The sequence below is a fragment of the Photobacterium sp. BZF1 genome, from assembly GCF_014349205.1.
GTDB lineage: Bacteria > Pseudomonadota > Gammaproteobacteria > Enterobacterales > Vibrionaceae > Photobacterium.
In genome coordinates this window covers 1-15313 of sequence record NZ_JACSOF010000160.1, presented here as the reverse complement: position 1 = coordinate 15313, position 15313 = coordinate 1, and the positions used below count along the sequence as shown (strand labels likewise).

At 50.0% G+C, this 15313-nt stretch carries 13 protein-coding genes and 1 other annotated feature; of the genes, 6 read left to right on the top strand and 7 right to left on the bottom strand.

Annotated elements, in window-relative coordinates; translation table 11 throughout:
* Positions 1-36: 36 nt before the first annotated feature.
* The 3 genes from BIZ37_RS25460 to BIZ37_RS25450 form a co-directional block, all read right to left on the bottom strand.
* Positions 37-1521, bottom strand: a complete 1485-nt coding sequence (locus BIZ37_RS25460; RefSeq protein ID WP_187463895.1) for a carbon starvation protein A — start codon at positions 1519-1521, stop codon at positions 37-39.
* A gap of 585 nt (positions 1522-2106) precedes the next feature.
* Positions 2107-2820, bottom strand: a complete 714-nt coding sequence (btsR, locus tag BIZ37_RS25455) for a two-component system response regulator BtsR (protein WP_187463894.1) — start codon at positions 2818-2820, stop codon at positions 2107-2109.
* Entirely contained in the window at positions 2817-4517 is a 1701-nt protein-coding gene (locus tag BIZ37_RS25450; RefSeq protein WP_187463896.1) for a sensor histidine kinase, read from the bottom strand. Before BIZ37_RS25450 ends, btsR begins: the two co-directional genes overlap by 4 nt.
* Before the next feature lie 214 nt (positions 4518-4731).
* Here BIZ37_RS25450 and BIZ37_RS25445 point away from each other — a divergent pair, with 214 nt between their 5' ends.
* The gene (locus tag BIZ37_RS25445) at positions 4732-5805 is read left to right on the top strand and encodes a 3-deoxy-7-phosphoheptulonate synthase (protein ID WP_187463893.1); all 1074 of its coding nucleotides are present in this window, start codon (positions 4732-4734) and stop codon (positions 5803-5805) included.
* Positions 5806-5833: 28 nt separating this feature from the next.
* Positions 5834-6973, top strand: coding sequence for a bifunctional chorismate mutase/prephenate dehydrogenase (tyrA, locus tag BIZ37_RS25440; protein WP_187463892.1), 1140 nt, complete (start codon positions 5834-5836; stop codon positions 6971-6973).
* Positions 6974-7190: 217 nt separating this feature from the next.
* On the opposite strand, the gene pheA is transcribed toward tyrA, so the two are convergent.
* Together pheA and hpf are read right to left on the bottom strand one after the other, a co-directional pair.
* Positions 7191-8372, bottom strand: a complete 1182-nt coding sequence (pheA, locus tag BIZ37_RS25435; RefSeq protein ID WP_187463891.1) for a prephenate dehydratase — start codon at positions 8370-8372, stop codon at positions 7191-7193.
* A 22-nt stretch (positions 8373-8394) separates the two neighbouring features.
* Positions 8395-8517: a sequence feature (Phe leader region), on the bottom strand.
* Positions 8518-8642: 125 nt separating this feature from the next.
* Positions 8643-8990 carry a ribosome hibernation-promoting factor, HPF/YfiA family gene (gene hpf / locus BIZ37_RS25430; protein WP_107300783.1) on the bottom strand — a complete coding sequence of 116 codons (348 nt, stop codon included), beginning with the start codon at positions 8988-8990 and terminating at the stop codon, positions 8643-8645.
* A gap of 69 nt (positions 8991-9059) precedes the next feature.
* Between hpf and BIZ37_RS25425 the strand changes: the two genes are divergently transcribed.
* A complete protein-coding gene (locus BIZ37_RS25425; RefSeq protein ID WP_187463890.1) occupies positions 9060-9254 on the top strand; it encodes a hypothetical protein in 195 nt (64 codons plus the stop codon).
* Positions 9255-9357: 103 nt separating this feature from the next.
* On the opposite strand, the gene bamD is transcribed toward BIZ37_RS25425, so the two are convergent.
* Entirely contained in the window at positions 9358-10083 is a 726-nt protein-coding gene (gene bamD / locus BIZ37_RS25420; RefSeq protein WP_039468674.1) for an outer membrane protein assembly factor BamD, read from the bottom strand.
* Between the two features lie 140 nt (positions 10084-10223).
* On the opposite strand from bamD, the gene rluD reads away from it, so the two are divergent.
* Entirely contained in the window at positions 10224-11198 is a 975-nt protein-coding gene (rluD, locus tag BIZ37_RS25415; RefSeq protein WP_107300782.1) for a 23S rRNA pseudouridine(1911/1915/1917) synthase RluD, read from the top strand.
* Between the two features lies 1 nt (position 11199).
* Entirely contained in the window at positions 11200-11925 is a 726-nt protein-coding gene (pgeF, locus tag BIZ37_RS25410) for a peptidoglycan editing factor PgeF (protein ID WP_187463889.1), read from the top strand.
* Positions 11926-11991: 66 nt separating this feature from the next.
* On the opposite strand, the gene BIZ37_RS25405 is transcribed toward pgeF, so the two are convergent.
* Complete coding sequence (locus BIZ37_RS25405) at positions 11992-12363, bottom strand: hypothetical protein (protein WP_187463888.1); 372 nt, start codon at positions 12361-12363, stop codon at positions 11992-11994.
* A gap of 234 nt (positions 12364-12597) precedes the next feature.
* Between BIZ37_RS25405 and clpB the strand changes: the two genes are divergently transcribed.
* Positions 12598-15171: an ATP-dependent chaperone ClpB gene (clpB, locus tag BIZ37_RS25400; RefSeq protein ID WP_187463887.1), complete on the top strand. Its 2574-nt coding sequence runs from the start codon at positions 12598-12600 to the stop codon at positions 15169-15171.
* The last annotated feature ends 142 nt before the right edge of the window (positions 15172-15313 follow it).

Below are 15313 nucleotides of genomic sequence, written 5' to 3'. Positions count from 1 at the left end.
GAGGCCTCCTCCTACTCGATTAGGGGGAACTTTAACTTAGGCGGTTTCAGTACTGCCTTCGACGTTCTCTTCGTCTGCAAGGTCAGTTTCACCTTTGCCTTTAGAGCGCTTGATGACGTAGCCGGCGATAGATAGTGAACCTACGATACCTGCGATGGTTGATACCGTCATCGGTAGGCCGAAACCTAGCTGGCCGTTGTTCAGGATGAAGGTAATACATACCGTGGTCATGAAGATAGCTGGAACCGTGGTTACCCAGTGCAGTTTGTTGTGGCGCAGTAGGTAAGCTGAAGCTGTCCACAGCATCATTACTGCAGTGCTCTGGTTAGCAAAGCCGAAGTAACGCCAGATGATACCGAAGTCAACTTGGGTCAGGATGCCACCGATAACAAACAGTGGTAGTGCCATCAGTAGGCGGTTACGCAGTGACTTCTGCTCCATGTTGAAGTATTCAGCCAGGATCAGGCGGCTTGAGCGGAACGCTGTGTCACCTGAAGTGATTGGCAGGATAACTACACCTAGGAAAGCAATGATACCGCCGAATACGCCTAGTAGGCCGATAGACGAGCTGTATACCACGTTACCTGGACCACCGTTGGAAACCGCGTCAGATAGCGCTTCCACTGAGCCGAAGAAAGACAGAGCTAGGGCACACCAGATAAGGGCGATAACACCTTCACCAATCATTGCTCCGTAGAATACGAAACGGCCGTTCTTCTCGTTTTCCATACAACGTGCCATCAGGGGTGACTGGGTCGCGTGGAAACCAGAGATTGCACCACAAGCGATAGTGATGAATAGGGCTGGCCATAGCGGCAGGTCATTCGGGTTCATGTTGGTGAACATCTGGCTCATCTCGTAATCGCCAAGCAGTGTGTGCTCGCTAGAGAAGGCGATAGCTGTGATCAGGCCAACAGACATGAAGATTAGCAGCGCGCCGAACAGTGGGTAGAAGCGGCCGATGATCTTATCAACAGGAACGATTGTCGCGATGATGTAGTAGGCGAAGATGATAACAACCATCGTTGTCATCGACATGCCCATACCGGTTTGCTCGTTAACCAGGTTAGTGATCATGCCTGCAGGCGCTGAAACGAAGACCACACCAACTAGCAGCAGAAGAACAATGGCAAAGATATTCATAAAGTGTTTTGCGCCATTGCCTAGGTAGCGGCCAGTAATGGTTGGTACAGACGCACCACCGTTACGAACAGATAGCATGCCTGAGAAGTAGTCGTGTACTGCACCAGCGAAGATACAACCTAGTACAATCCACAGCATCGCAGCCGGGCCGTACAGTGCACCCATGATTGGGCCGAAAATCGGACCAACACCGGCAATGTTGAGTAGCTGAACAAGGTAAACTTTCTTGTTCGACATTGGAACGTAGTCAACGCCGTCCTGCTTGCTAAAGGCAGGTGTTTGGCGTTTTTCGTTGATACCGAAGATCTTTTCAATAAATGCACCGTAGATGAAGTAGCCACCTACCAGCGCTGCGACACACATCAGAAACCAGGCCATATCTTGTCTCTCTAATCCTATTGGAGTGGGTTGGTTTAGCTTTGCGTTCCGTGCCTCAACACCCTCGGCAACTGCGCAAAACTTATTTTGATAGCTGCCATCCTACGCGCTTGGTATCAATATTCACCCGATAAAGGGGTGAGTGGTTGTATGGCAGGGTGAGTGGTCGATAAGACTATTAAGCGGTTTTATCGAGTTGGGTGAGCGGTTTTACCGAGGATTAAGTGGTCGTAGGTAAAATTTAAAACCGTGATCTCTGTCGGGGCTTTGCGGGCGAAATTAAGCTCCCATGAAACAAGTTAAGTTATTGTATAAAAAGGCTTGTATGGCTTTTTGGACGATATGTGGTAACTACTTAGACAGGCTGGAATATCAATTTACTAATGACTACGTCAGTTATCAGACAGGATGCCAATCAAGCCTCAAGCAATACTTTTTTACAAGTCGCTCGAACAATTGGCCTAGAAGGTTAAATGGAATGGGGCGTGTGAGTTTTGCCGAGAAGAAGGTGGATTATGCACCTCCTTCTGGCAACAAGGTTTTTATCGCCGACCGAGCTTTGAGGGGGCGGGTGACGAATACGTTTTAGCTTAAGCCGAAGCGGTCTTTAAGCTCTTTGAGGTAACGGCGACTGACCGGTACTTGGTGATTATTGAGAGTAGTAATTTCAGCAAGGCCGTTTTCCAATAACCTGATCTCCCTGATTGCTGTGGGGTGGATCAGATATTGGCGATGACAACGGATCAACGGTGTCTTCTCCTCTAACGTTTTTAGCGTCAATTGGGTGGTAGCCTTAGTATCACTGCTGACGACATGAACACCGCTCAAGTCAGAATAAGCGGTTTCGATTTCATCGGGGCGGAGCAGCAAGATCCGGTTGTGCCCACTGCAGGGGATCAACTCTAGCATGTCATTGATTAGTGGCGAGTAGTCGGCAGGTTGGCATTCCCTTACCAAGCGTTTGATGGTTTTGGTTAAGCGGCAGGTTTCCACTGGCTTAAGCAGGTAATCAAAGGCGTTATCTTCAAATGCCTTGAGGGCATATTCGTCGTAGGCGGTAACGAAAACCACTTTTGGCATGGTGTCGGGGTCAAGCATGCTTAGCATCTCAATACCCGTGATTTGCGGCATCTGGATATCAAGAAAGATAACATCAGGCTTGAGGGCATTGATTTTCTTCAGTGCCTCAATGGCATTGGTGCACTCTCCAATCACCTCAATCGAACCATTCTCTTCCAGTAGGTCGATCAACTCTTCCCTGGCATATTTTTCATCATCAATGACAAGGGCCTTAATCATGCCGCGTGTTCTCCGTTACGGTGTGTGAGGGTATCAACAGGCAGTGTGATGGTTGCCCGGGTCCATTCGTGGGTTTGGTATGTCATGGTCAGGCCATATTGTTTACCAAACATGTTTTTCAGGCGTTTATCGACAATCTTCATACCAAGGCCACTTTCTTCCCCAATGGGGGCATAGTTCCCGGCGTTGTCTTCGACCTCGAGGATAACGTGATCCTGTTCGATAAAGCCGTTGATAGTGATTTTACCATTTTCCAACAGTGATGAGGTGCCGTGTTTGATCGCATTTTCAACCAGCGGTTGGAGGGTAAAGGTGGGGACTTTCAGCGTCATTAATTCATCAGCAACGTTGACCTCAACACTGAGGCGGTCGGAGAAGCGGGCCAGCTCAATTTCTAGGTAGGCATGGATGTGCTGCAATTCTTCTTGCAGGGTCACCGTCTCGATATTTTGCTTGAGGTTACGGCGGAAGAACTGCGACAGGTGCTGGATCAACTGACGGGCCTTATCTGGATCGCGCCTGACCACCGAGTTGATGGTATTGAGTGCATTGAACAGGAAATGTGGGTTTACCTGAGCTTGTAGCAAACGCAGTTCTGCTTGGGTTAGTAGGTTTTGCTGTTGGATATAGCGGCCTGTCAGGATTTGGTTGGACAGCAGCTTGGCTATCCCTTCCCCCAGAGTGAGGTTGACGGTTGAGAACAGCTTACGTTTTGGCTCGTAGAGTTTGATGGTGCCAAGGACCTCATGGTTACCACCAACCAACGGGATCACCAAGGCGGAGCCAAGCTTACACTTTTCATGGAGTGAGCATTGGTAGGGGATATCATAACCATCGGCGTAAACCAGCTCACAGCCATCAATGGCGCGGCGGGTGTAGCCGGAAGAGATTGGAGTACCCGGTATATGGTGGTCATCGCCGATCCCGATAAAGGCAAGGATTTTCTCACGGTCGGTAATGGCAACGGCACCGACCCCGGTTTCTTCATAGATGATCTTGGCGATCTTCTTGGTACTCTGCTCATTGAAGCCTTGGCTGAAGATCCCCACTGATCGCTGGGCGATTTTCAAGGCGCGGCTTGAAAATGCAGCAGAGTATTTTTCGTAAATGGTTTTGCGGTCTTGGATGATGCTCATGAAAAACGCAGCACCCACCGAGTTGGCGATAACCATTGGCAGTGCAATCGCGCTGACAAGGCCGAGGGCTTTCTCAAACGGCTGGGCAACCGCAAGGATGATCAGCATCTGGACGATTTCGGCTACCAGGGTAATTATAAAGACCACCTGTGGGCGGAAGATCTGGTCAGCCTGCCCGCGGCGGACATAGTAACTGTGCATGATCCCGCCAATCAGCCCTTCGGCCGTGGTGGATATTGCGCAGGCTAAATCGGTAAACCCACCAAGGGTATAGCGGTGGAGGCCCCCGGTTAATCCCACAGCAAAGCCAACCACGGGCCCGCCGAGTAATCCCCCCATCACAGCACCGATCGCTCGGGTATTCGCAATGGCATCTTCTATGTGTAATCCGAAGTAAGTGCCTAAAATACAAAAGAGGGAAAACAGGATGTAGCAGGTAAAGCGCTGTGATAACCGGCCTGAGATTGAAGTCAGGGGCATGAACAGCGGGGTTTTACTGAGTAGATAGGCCAGTACCAGGTACACGCTGAGTTGCTGTAAGAGAGAAAAAATTAGTTCCATTGCCATAGGGAGTGCGAGTGGGGATTGCCATTATGGTAACTGGCTTTGCTGGATACCGCCAAAAAAGCTCACGATGTAAATTTAAATTTACAGTGGATTTTTTTCTTTACAGAGGTTGCAATTATCACCTTAAGCCTGCTATCTTCAGCCTAACAACAGGGCAGTCCTGTTTTTTCTTTTAGTTTTGTATTAATTAGTTTACAGGGAAGCCCGCATGCAAAAAGACCAGTTGAACAACGTCCACATCGAAAATGAGTCGGTACTGATCACCCCACAAGAGCTGCGTAGCAAACTGCCGGTGAGTGACAATGCCCTGAACTTTATTCGTGAATCTCGCCAGACGATTGCCGATATCATCCACAAACGTGATCACCGTTTGCTGGTGGTATGTGGCCCGTGCTCAATCCATGATGTTGAAGCCGCCAAAGACTATGCGGTGAAGCTCAAAGCACTATCGGAAGAGTTGAGTGATCAGCTGTACATTGTGATGCGAGTTTACTTCGAAAAGCCGCGTACAACGGTAGGTTGGAAAGGCCTTATCAATGACCCGCACCTTGATGGTTCGTTCGAAGTGGAAGAAGGTCTGCACATTGGTCGTCAGCTTTTGATTGACCTAGTTGAAATGGGTATCCCGCTAGCGACTGAAGCCCTTGACCCAATCAGCCCGCAGTACCTAGGCGATTTGTTCAGTTGGGCGGCTATCGGTGCGCGTACTACGGAATCCCAGACTCACCGTGAAATGGCGAGTGGTCTGTCTATGCCGGTTGGCTTTAAAAATGGTACTGACGGTAGCTTGGGTACGGCGATTAATGCAATGCAGGCTGCGGCATCAGGCCACCGTTTCATGGGTATTAACCGCGATGGTCAGGTTGCACTTTTGAATACCCAAGGTAACCCAGATGGTCACGTTATCCTGCGTGGCGGTAAACAGACCAACTACGATTCTGTCTCTGTGACCGAGTGTGAAAACGAGATGAATGCGGCAGGTCTTTCTCCTTCGCTGATGGTAGACTGTAGCCATGCTAACTCCCGCAAGGATTACCGTCGTCAGCCGTTGGTTGCTGAAGATGTGATCCACCAAATCCGCGAAGGCAATAAGTCTATTATCGGTTTGATGCTGGAAAGCCACATTAACGAAGGAAACCAGAGTGCGGATCTTCCGCGCGGAGAAATGGCTTACGGTGTGTCTATCACCGATGCGTGTATCGATTGGGCGTCGACAGATACCCTGCTTCGCCATACACACCAGGAGCTAACGCCATTCCTTCAAGAGCGCGTTGAAGATTAATTTCGCCACCTAAAGCAGAGAGCCATAGATGGTTGCTGAACTGAGTAAACTAAGAGATCAAATTGATGATGTCGACCGCCAGATGGTTGAGCTGCTTGCTCGCCGTCTGTCACTGGTCGAAGAGGTCGGCCATGTAAAAAGTCAGCATGGCTTGCCGATTTATGCCCCTGACCGTGAGGCGGCAATGCTCGCTTCTCGTCGCCAGGAGGCTGAAAACAAAGGCGTACCGCCGGATCTGATCGAAGATATCCTGCGCCGTACCATGCGTGAGTCTTATGCGAGTGAAAATGATTCTGGCTTCAAATGCCTCAAGCCCGAACTGCGTCCGATTGTGGTTGTCGGTGGTCACGGCCAACTAGGTGGTTTGTTCTGCCGTCTGTTTGAACTGTCGGGTTATCAGGTACGCAAACTAGGTAGCCAAGACTGGGATAGGGCAGATGAACTGCTGGCCGATGCCGGTATGGTAGTGGTATCGGTGCCGATCAATATCACCGAAACTATTATTGCTAAACTGGGCAACCTGCCGGAAGACTGTATCCTTGCCGATCTGACATCGGTGAAGAGTGGCCCGTTGCAAGCCATGTTGGAAGTGCATCGTGGTCCGGTTGTCGGCTTGCACCCAATGTTTGGTCCTGACATTGCTAGTTTGGCCAAGCAGGTTGTGGCCTACTGTGATGGCCGTAACCCAGAAAGCTATCAGTGGTTGCTGGAGCAGATCCAGATTTGGGGCGCGACCCTCAACCGCATTAGTGCCATCGAGCACGATGAAGGCATGACCTTGATCCAGGCACTGCGCCACTTTACGTCTTTTGCGTATGGGGTGCACCTTGCCGAGGAAGATCCGAAGCTTGAGCAACTGATGTCACTGAGCTCGCCGATCTACCGCTTGGAGCTAGCGATGGTTGGTCGTCTGTTTGCTCAGGATGCCCAGCTATATGCTGATATCATTATGTCGTCACCGCAGAACATCGCAATGATCAAGCGTTTCCACCAACGTTTTGGCGAAGCGATTGAGATGCTGGATAACCAAGACAAAGAGACGTTCAAGCAGGCCTTTGGCCGGGTTGAAAATTGGTTTGGGGATTACGCCCAGCATTTTTTAACCGAGAGCCAGGGATTACTTAGACAGGCGAACGACTCGACTCACCGTACCTCGTCAGGACGCTAAGCAGAGCGCCTTCGACAAGAACAACAAAGCCCATGCACTTCACAGTGCATGGGCTTTTTGTTTTTAGCTAGCTAAACTTGGCTTGTTGCGAGATGAAATTCCAAAAACGCATAAAGACATCCATGTCGCTCCAAACCGCCGTCCTTGGCGGTTAGGTTTTGGAATCCCACCTAGCAACAAGCCGCCAAACAATGGAGTAGCTTGTTGAACTAAATGATCAGATCAAATCACCCGTCTCTGGGTCAACCGGCTTGACGTTCTCGCTCGGGTAGCAGCCCAGCACTTTGATAAAGCGGGTCAGGCGGGTTAGCTCTTCCAATGCTTCCTGCATCACTTCTGATTTGAGGTTCTCTTCGACATCGACGTAGAACATCTCTTCCCACGGGTTACCGATCACCGGACGCGATTCTAGCTTAGTCATATTGATGTTGAGGTTACGCAGCACCAGCAGGCACTCGACCAGCGAACCGGCTTTCTGCGCCGTCGACATGGTTAGGGTGGTCTTGGCTGGGATCAGCGAGGTGACTTCCACTGGCTTGCGGGCGACGACAATAAAGCGGGTGTAGTTTTCTTGCTGGTTGGCAATATTGGTCTTGATTGGAGTCAGCCCATACAGTTCGCCGCTTGAGGCATTACCGATAGCAGCCACGTTCGGTAGCTTGAGTTCAGCCACTTGCTTCATCGCTTCTGCAGTGCTCGAGCAGTACTCCTGGGTGATATTGCCCATTGAATGCAGGTACTCGCTGCACTGCTGGTGTGGTTGCGGGTGCGAGTATAGGGTATCGATATCTTCCAGTTTGGTATCAACCGCAGCTAGCAGGCAGTGCTCGATGGGTTGGTTGATCTCGCCGACAATCGATAGGCTGGTGTGCTGGAGCAAGTCGTAGACTTCGTTGATAGAGCCTGAACTGGTGTTTTCGATAGGCAGCACGCCGTAGTCGGCATTACCAATTTCTACCGTGTGCAGCACGTCGCGGAAGGTCGAACAGCTGATCTCCACCAGTTTGGTTTGCTTCTTGCTGAAATAGCTACGGCTGGCCAAGTTGGAGTATGAGCCTTTGGCACCGAGGAAGGAGACGCGGGCGACAGGTTGCAAGCTCTCTGGGTTGGCGATCTTTTGCAGGAAGGCCTGCTGGAACAAGACGGAGTCTTCGATAATGGTATGGAAGATCTGGGTGACGTACTGGGCATCCAACTGCAGAGACTGACCGGTTTCAATCAAGCGGAGCAATAGTTCTTGCTCGCGGGTTTGGTCACGCACCGGCTTGGCGGTTTGGATCTTGCTCTTGGCGACTTCGAGGCTAAGCTGGCGGCGCTCGGCAAGCAGCTTTAAAATTTCGTTATCGATACGGCTGACGTTGGTTCGGATCTCGTCCAGCGAATACTGCGGTTCTGTCATTGTCGCTCCCTGTCTTATTCATACAAAAAAGCCCCCTTGGTGAAGGAGGCTGTCTGTTCGTCTTTAGCTTGTTTCTTGCGTAACGAATAGCCCCCACTAAGGTGACATAAAAAAGAAGCTAAAGAAAAACAGTTGGGTCATTTGCAAAAATACTAAATGTTATGAATTTGAGTTAGGTATGGTTCAACATTATTAAGCCTAGCAAGGGTTGTCAAGCAGAAACTAAACAGCCCTGCTAGGCAGGGCTGTTTATAAAATCCTCTTGAATAATTATGCTTCTTCTTCGGCTTCTGTTTCTTCAATCTGCGGCTTGTTGCTGTGGCTTGCACGGCGTGCCGTTGGTTTGTGAGCTTGTTTGTTCAGTTGGCGTTCCAGCTTCTGGTATACCTCAGTAATCGCACCGTACATATCGTCATGCTCTGCTGAGGCGACTAGTTGACCTCCCGGAATAGCAGCAGATGCTTCAATTTTAAATTGGCGGTTTGGCTCGGTGCTGATAACAGCGTGTTTGCTGATGAGTGGAACCTGATACTTCTCTAACTTCTTGAATTTAAACTCAATGCGCTCACGGATAGCAGGGGTGATATCAAGGTTTTTGCCGGTAATGTCTACTGTCATAATTATCTTTCCTCTTTTGCTACCCTTCGTTGGGTTGACTTCAGATTACTAAATTCAGGAATCAATAATGTGACCCAGATCACGATTGCATTGTTAAAATATTGTCCAGAAAAATTCTGTGATCGAGCTTTGCTTGTTGCAAAAAAGTTTGAAGAAAGTGCTTGTCGGCGGATAGAAAGTTGGGGCAGTATGAGGAAAGAACGAACGCTGGTGGCTGGTGCTATTCAGGGACTTTATTCGATTTATAACAATCACTTGAGTTAAAATTGACCAGCTTGTCATTAGCGCTTCGATAATGATTACCGAGATTCATAAAAAAAACAGCAGCCATAAGGCTGCTGTTTTTTTATGGTCGGAGACCTGTCTATTAAACTGGGTTGAGTGCGATAAGCTTGCGGGTGTTTTCCAGCGGCTCGCTCAAGCCGAGTTTTTCGTAGGCACTTTCCATAATCAACAGAGATTTACGGGCAGCTTCAGTATTTGGGTACTCGCGCTGAATAAGCTGGGAGCGATTGACGGCAGCAACCCAGGCTTCACGACGAAGGTAGAAGTCGGCTGCGGCTAGCTCGTAGTCAGCCAGGCGGTTTTTCAAAAAGACCATACGTGCCTGCGCATCGGCCGCATAGCGACTGTTCGGGTAGCGCTCTAGTAAGCGTTTGAAGTCACGGAATGCTTTACGGGCAGGTTCTGGATCGCGATCGTGGCGATCGATATTGAACAAGTCATGCATAAAGCTTCGGTCTTGCGCCATGCTAGTCAGACCGCGCATATACAATACCCAGTCAGCTTTCTCATGGGCAGGGTTCAAGCGGTTGAAACGATCAATCGTTGCTTCACCCAAAGCAAGATCATCATTTTTGTAGTAGGCATAGATCAGATCAAGCTGAACCTGTTCAGAGTAAGCGCCGAACGGGTAACGGGAATCCAATGTTTCCAGACGTTCGATGGCGGTTGTCCAGCTACCGCTTTGCAGGGCCTGCTGGGCAGTGGCATAAAGTTCAGATGGCGGTACGTCCGGTACCACTTCTTCCGTGCTTGAACAGCCTGAAAGTATGGCGACGGCAAGAAGAGACGATAGAGTCAGGCGTTTCATTGCGGCGACTGTTTCCTTGATAAATAATTTTATTTCGGCGGATCCATTACGGTCTGAGCCGTTAACAGATACAATGACACTATTATGTTATTTTACGCAGCGTTTGACGTTTAGTCCCACGCTTTTTAAAAAAGTTCGCTATGGCACAGCAGATAGAGTTAACAAATACAGTAAATGATAGTCAACTTGGCTTGCGCCTTGATCAGGTTATCGCTGAATTATACCCCGATTATTCCCGCTCACGGATCAAAGAGTGGATCCTAAATGGCATGGTTTCCGTCGATGGGGAAGTCACGACAAAGCCACGTTTGAAAATGATGGGCGGTGAAGAGCTGTTTATCAAGGCGGAGATCGAGGACGAAGTCCGCTGGGAAGCTCAAGATATCCCGTTGGATATTGTACACGAAGACGAGCATATTATTGTTATCAATAAGCCGCGTGACTTTGTTGTCCACCCTGGGGCAGGTACACCGGATGGTACTGTACTGAATGCGCTGCTTCATCATTGCCCGGCTTTGGCCGAAGTGCCGCGTGCCGGTATCGTCCACCGTCTGGATAAAGACACCACTGGTCTTATGGTGGTAGCAAAAACGATTCAGGCGCAGACCCGCCTTGTCCGCGCACTGCAAAAGCGCCGTATCACCCGTGAGTACGAAGCGATTGCTATGGGTAAGATGACAGGTGGTGGTACGGTAGACAAGCCTATTGGCCGTCACCCTACCAAGCGTGTTTGTATGGCGGTGAGTGAGTTTGGCAAGCCGGCAATCACCCGCTTCCGTGTAGCCGAGCACTTCCGTGAGCATACCCGTATCATTCTACGTCTTGAAACGGGCCGTACCCACCAGATCCGTGTTCATATGTCTTACCTGAGCCATCCATTGATCGGTGATGCTATTTACGGTGGTCGTCCACGTCCGCCGAAAAATGCCTCTGATGAGTTGATTCAGGCTCTTCGTGCTTTCGATCGCCAGGCACTACATGCCCGTATGCTTCGCCTGGAACACCCTATTACGGGTGAGTTGATGGAATGGCGTGCACCATTACCGATTGATATGGTTGCGATGATCAGCATCTTGCGCAAAGACAAAGAAGAGCACCAAGAGGAAGAATACTGATATGTGGATTGTTCCCGACTGGCCGGCTCCAGCCAATGTGAAAGCCATTGCGACAACACGCAAAGGCGGTAATAGCACTGGTCCGTACCAAGGCTTGAATCTTGGTAACCATGTTGGGGATGACCCTGAGGTCGTATTGCAAAACCGCCAGTGGTTACAGCAGCAACTCGGTCTGGAGACTGTACCGGTCTGGTTGAATCAGACCCATAGCATTGATGTGGTCAACCTTAAGCAACCAAGCGCCGAGGTGTTGGATGCTGACGGCAGTTATACTGCACAGAAACACCTTCCTTGCGTAGTGATGACGGCCGATTGCCTGCCAGTGATCCTGTGCGATCGCCAAGGCAATCAGGTGGCAGCGGTTCATGCCGGGTGGCGTGGTTTGGTTGACGGTATTATTGAACAGGCTGTTGCTCAGTTTTCAGTTCCGGGCTCGGAAATCATGGCTTGGCTAGGTCCGGCTATTGGCCCCAAGGCCTTCGAGGTAGGGGGGGAGGTACGTGAACAGTTCCTTGCCCATGATCCAGATGCCGCTCAAGGCTTTGAGCCACATGGCGAAAAGTGGTTGGCTGATTTGTATCTGCTGGCACGCCAGCGGTTGGCGAGTGTGTCTGTGAATGATGTATTTGGCGGTGATGCTTGTACCTTTTCCGATGCCGAGAAGTTTTTCTCATATCGGCGTGATGGGGTGACTGGTCGCCAGGCAACCTTGATCTGGTTGGAGTAGCCTCATCTCAATCTTACTTGCTTCCTTTAAAGCCCTGCCTGTGCAGGGCTTTTTTATATCTTGATGTTATTGGATCAGTGTTATTTGGGTTGGCGTAGCGGGTGACAATTCGACGACTTGGGCACCGTAAGGCACGGTGTACGTTTCATAGCCATTGCCAACAGCTCGGTAGAAGCGTTGGTTAATACTGTCATGCAGCAATACAACACCCTTGTAGCTAACGGTTCTTAGCATGGCATTGTTAATGATGATGACATTGCTGTTATTCGGTACCGCATTGCGACGGTTGTCGATACGGGCTTCTGTCCTAGATTCGATGCGGGCTTCCTGTCGCGCCTGCTGGCGGGTTTCCTGAATATCGCGCTGAGCCAATACCGTCGATGAGGCCATTAAGGTTGCAAGGGCGATTACGCAAGTGGAGATCTGTTGCTTGTTCATGAGTGCTTCCTCGATATGGTATGGTGTACCGTTAAATGGTATGTCATTCGGTATCTCAGTTCAATAAAGGGTACGATGAATGGTAAAATTTGGAGGTTTATCCTGCGCAGCTAATACGGAATGCATTGAAATAATGCAGGAAATCGACAGTATGAAAATTGACAGAGGAATATTTGGCTTGAAAAGTGGGAGCAAGGCCACCATATCTTATCGTGAGAGAAGATAGGAGGACTTATGCGTCTTGACCGTTTTACTAGCAAATTCCAGATGGCAATCTCTGATGCTCAATCGCTAGCATTGGGACGGGACCATCAGTATATCGAACCAGCCCACTTGATGGTGGCGCTGTTGAATCAGGATGGCAGTACCATCCGGCCACTTCTTACCCTATTGAATGTTGATATCGCCCAATTGCGCTCTGGTTTGTCCGAGCTATTGGATCGCCTGCCAAAAGTGAGCGGTATTGGCGGTGATGTCCAGTTATCACATGGTATGGGCATGTTGTTCAACATGTGCGATAAGCTGGCCCAGAAACGCAAAGACAAATATATCTCGTCTGAACTATTTATCTTGGCGGCAGTGGACGACAAAGGCCCGCTAGGTCAGCTATTGAAAGAGAAAGGCCTGACCGCAGCCAAAATTGAGCAGGCAATTGAAAAAGTCCGTGGTGGCCAGAATGTCGATGATCCTAACGCGGAAGAAAATCGTCAGGCATTGGAAAAATTTACCATTGACCTGACCGAGCGAGCAGAGCAGGGCAAACTCGACCCTGTTATTGGCCGTGACGATGAAATTCGCCGCACCATTCAGGTATTGCAGCGCCGTACCAAGAATAACCCAGTGATCATCGGTGAGCCTGGGGTAGGTAAAACAGCGATTGTCGAAGGTTTGGCACAGCGCATCGTAAATGGCGAGGTGCCCGAAGGCCTGCGCCATAAGCGTGTACTTTCATTGGATATGGGCTCCTTGATTGCCGGTGCTAAATACCGTGGTGAATTTGAAGAGCGCTTGAAGTCAGTACTGAATGAGTTATCGCAGGAAGAAGGTAGCATCATCCTGTTTATTGATGAGCTCCATACCATGGTCGGTGCCGGTAAAGGTGAAGGCTCCATGGATGCGGGGAATATGCTCAAGCCCGCGTTGGCCCGTGGTGAGCTGCATTGTGTCGGTGCTACGACATTGGATGAATACCGCCAATATATCGAAAAGGATGCTGCGCTTGAGCGCCGTTTCCAGAAGGTGCTGGTGGATGAGCCTACTGTAGAAGACACGGTAGCGATTTTGCGTGGCCTGAAAGAGCGTTATGAGCTGCACCACCATGTAGAGATCACCGATCCAGCTATTGTGGCCGCAGCTAGCCTTTCGCACCGCTATATTTCGGATCGCCAACTGCCGGATAAGGCGATCGATCTGATTGATGAAGCAGCCTCAAGCATCCGCATGCAGATAGATTCCAAGCCGGAATCCCTTGATCGCCTAGAGCGCCGTATCATCCAACTTAAGATCGAGCAGCAGGCGCTGGAAAAAGAGAGTGATGATGCCAGTCAGAAGCGTTTGAACGATCTGCGCCAAGAGCTCGACAAAAAAGAGCGTGAATACGCCGAGTTAGAAGAAGTGTGGAATGCCGAGAAAGCCGCTTTGTCTGGCACTCAGCATATCAAGACAGCGCTTGAGCAAGCGCGTACTGACATGGAAATCGCCCGCCGGGCAGGCGACTTGAACCGGATGTCAGAACTGCAGTACGGCAAAATCCCTGAGCTTGAAAAACAGCTCGATTTGGCTGCCCAAGCCGAAATGCAGGAGATGAGCCTACTTAAGAACAAGGTGACTGACGCTGAAATCGCGGAAGTGCTGTCCCGTCAAACCGGGATCCCAGTCGCCAAAATGCTAGAAGGGGAGCGCGATAAGCTACTTCGTATGGAAGAAGCGTTGCACAAGCGTGTTATCGGCCAAGATGAAGCGGTCGATGCTGTCGCCAATGCGATTCGTCGAAGCCGAGCAGGATTATCGGATCCAAATCGTCCGATTGGTTCGTTTCTATTCCTTGGCCCTACTGGGGTAGGTAAAACCGAGTTATGTAAGTCTCTGGCTCACTTCATGTTTGACAGTGATGACGCCATGGTGCGGATTGATATGTCGGAGTTTATGGAGAAACACTCTGTAGCCCGCTTGGTCGGCGCACCTCCCGGTTATGTCGGCTACGAAGAAGGTGGGTACTTAACAGAGGCGGTTCGTCGCCGTCCTTATTCGGTTATTTTGCTCGATGAGGTTGAGAAGGCACACCCTGATGTCTTCAATATCTTGTTGCAGGTACTGGATGACGGACGTTTGACCGATGGTCAGGGCAGGACGGTAGATTTCCGTAACAGCGTAGTGATCATGACGTCTAACTTGGGCTCGGACCGAATCCAGGAGCACTTCGGTGAGTTGGATTACGATGGTATGAAGCAAACCGTGATGGAGGTTGTTGGCCAGCATTTCCGACCTGAGTTTATCAACCGCGTTGACGAAACTGTGGTCTTCCACCCATTAGGTGCCGAGCATATCAAGAATATTGCCAGCATCCAGATCGCCCGCTTGGTGAAACGCTTAGAAGAGCGAGATTACCAGTTGGAATTGGATGAGAGTGCGTTGGATCTTATTGCCGAAGCGGGTTTTGACCCAGTATTTGGTGCGCGGCCGCTAAAACGTGCCATCCAGCAATATGTGGAAAACCCACTGGCTCAAGATATATTGTCAGGCAAGTTTGTAACGGGTAAGCCAATCTGTATTGTTGCGAACGAAGGGCATATTGAAGCTAAGCAGTAACAAGCCCACAGCAGCCTAACGATTGAAGCCCTCCTAAAACAGGATAATGCCATTCGGATAAGCGTCATCGTTTATACCTGAACGGATACTTGGGTGGCACATAGAGGACTGAACGTGGAAACGTTCGGTCCTTTCTTTTATC

What these genes read in the sequence shown, in the direction of transcription:
- BIZ37_RS25460 (WP_187463895.1), bottom strand. Translation starts at nt 1,521, where the DNA reads ATGGCCTGGTTTCTGATGTGTGTCGCAGCGCTGGTAGGTGGCTACTTC.
- btsR (WP_187463894.1), bottom strand. Translation starts at nt 2,820, where the DNA reads ATGATTAAGGCCCTTGTCATTGATGATGAAAAATATGCCAGGGAAGAG.
- BIZ37_RS25450 (WP_187463896.1), bottom strand. Translation starts at nt 4,517, where the DNA reads ATGGAACTAATTTTTTCTCTCTTACAGCAACTCAGCGTGTACCTGGTA.
- BIZ37_RS25445 (WP_187463893.1), top strand. Translation starts at nt 4,732, where the DNA reads ATGCAAAAAGACCAGTTGAACAACGTCCACATCGAAAATGAGTCGGTA.
- tyrA (WP_187463892.1), top strand. Translation starts at nt 5,834, where the DNA reads ATGGTTGCTGAACTGAGTAAACTAAGAGATCAAATTGATGATGTCGAC.
- pheA (WP_187463891.1), bottom strand. Translation starts at nt 8,372, where the DNA reads ATGACAGAACCGCAGTATTCGCTGGACGAGATCCGAACCAACGTCAGC.
- hpf (WP_107300783.1), bottom strand. Translation starts at nt 8,990, where the DNA reads ATGACAGTAGACATTACCGGCAAAAACCTTGATATCACCCCTGCTATC.
- bamD (WP_039468674.1), bottom strand. Translation starts at nt 10,083, where the DNA reads ATGAAACGCCTGACTCTATCGTCTCTTCTTGCCGTCGCCATACTTTCA.
- rluD (WP_107300782.1), top strand. Translation starts at nt 10,224, where the DNA reads ATGGCACAGCAGATAGAGTTAACAAATACAGTAAATGATAGTCAACTT.
- pgeF (WP_187463889.1), top strand. Translation starts at nt 11,200, where the DNA reads ATGTGGATTGTTCCCGACTGGCCGGCTCCAGCCAATGTGAAAGCCATT.
- BIZ37_RS25405 (WP_187463888.1), bottom strand. Translation starts at nt 12,363, where the DNA reads ATGAACAAGCAACAGATCTCCACTTGCGTAATCGCCCTTGCAACCTTA.
- clpB (WP_187463887.1), top strand. Translation starts at nt 12,598, where the DNA reads ATGCGTCTTGACCGTTTTACTAGCAAATTCCAGATGGCAATCTCTGAT.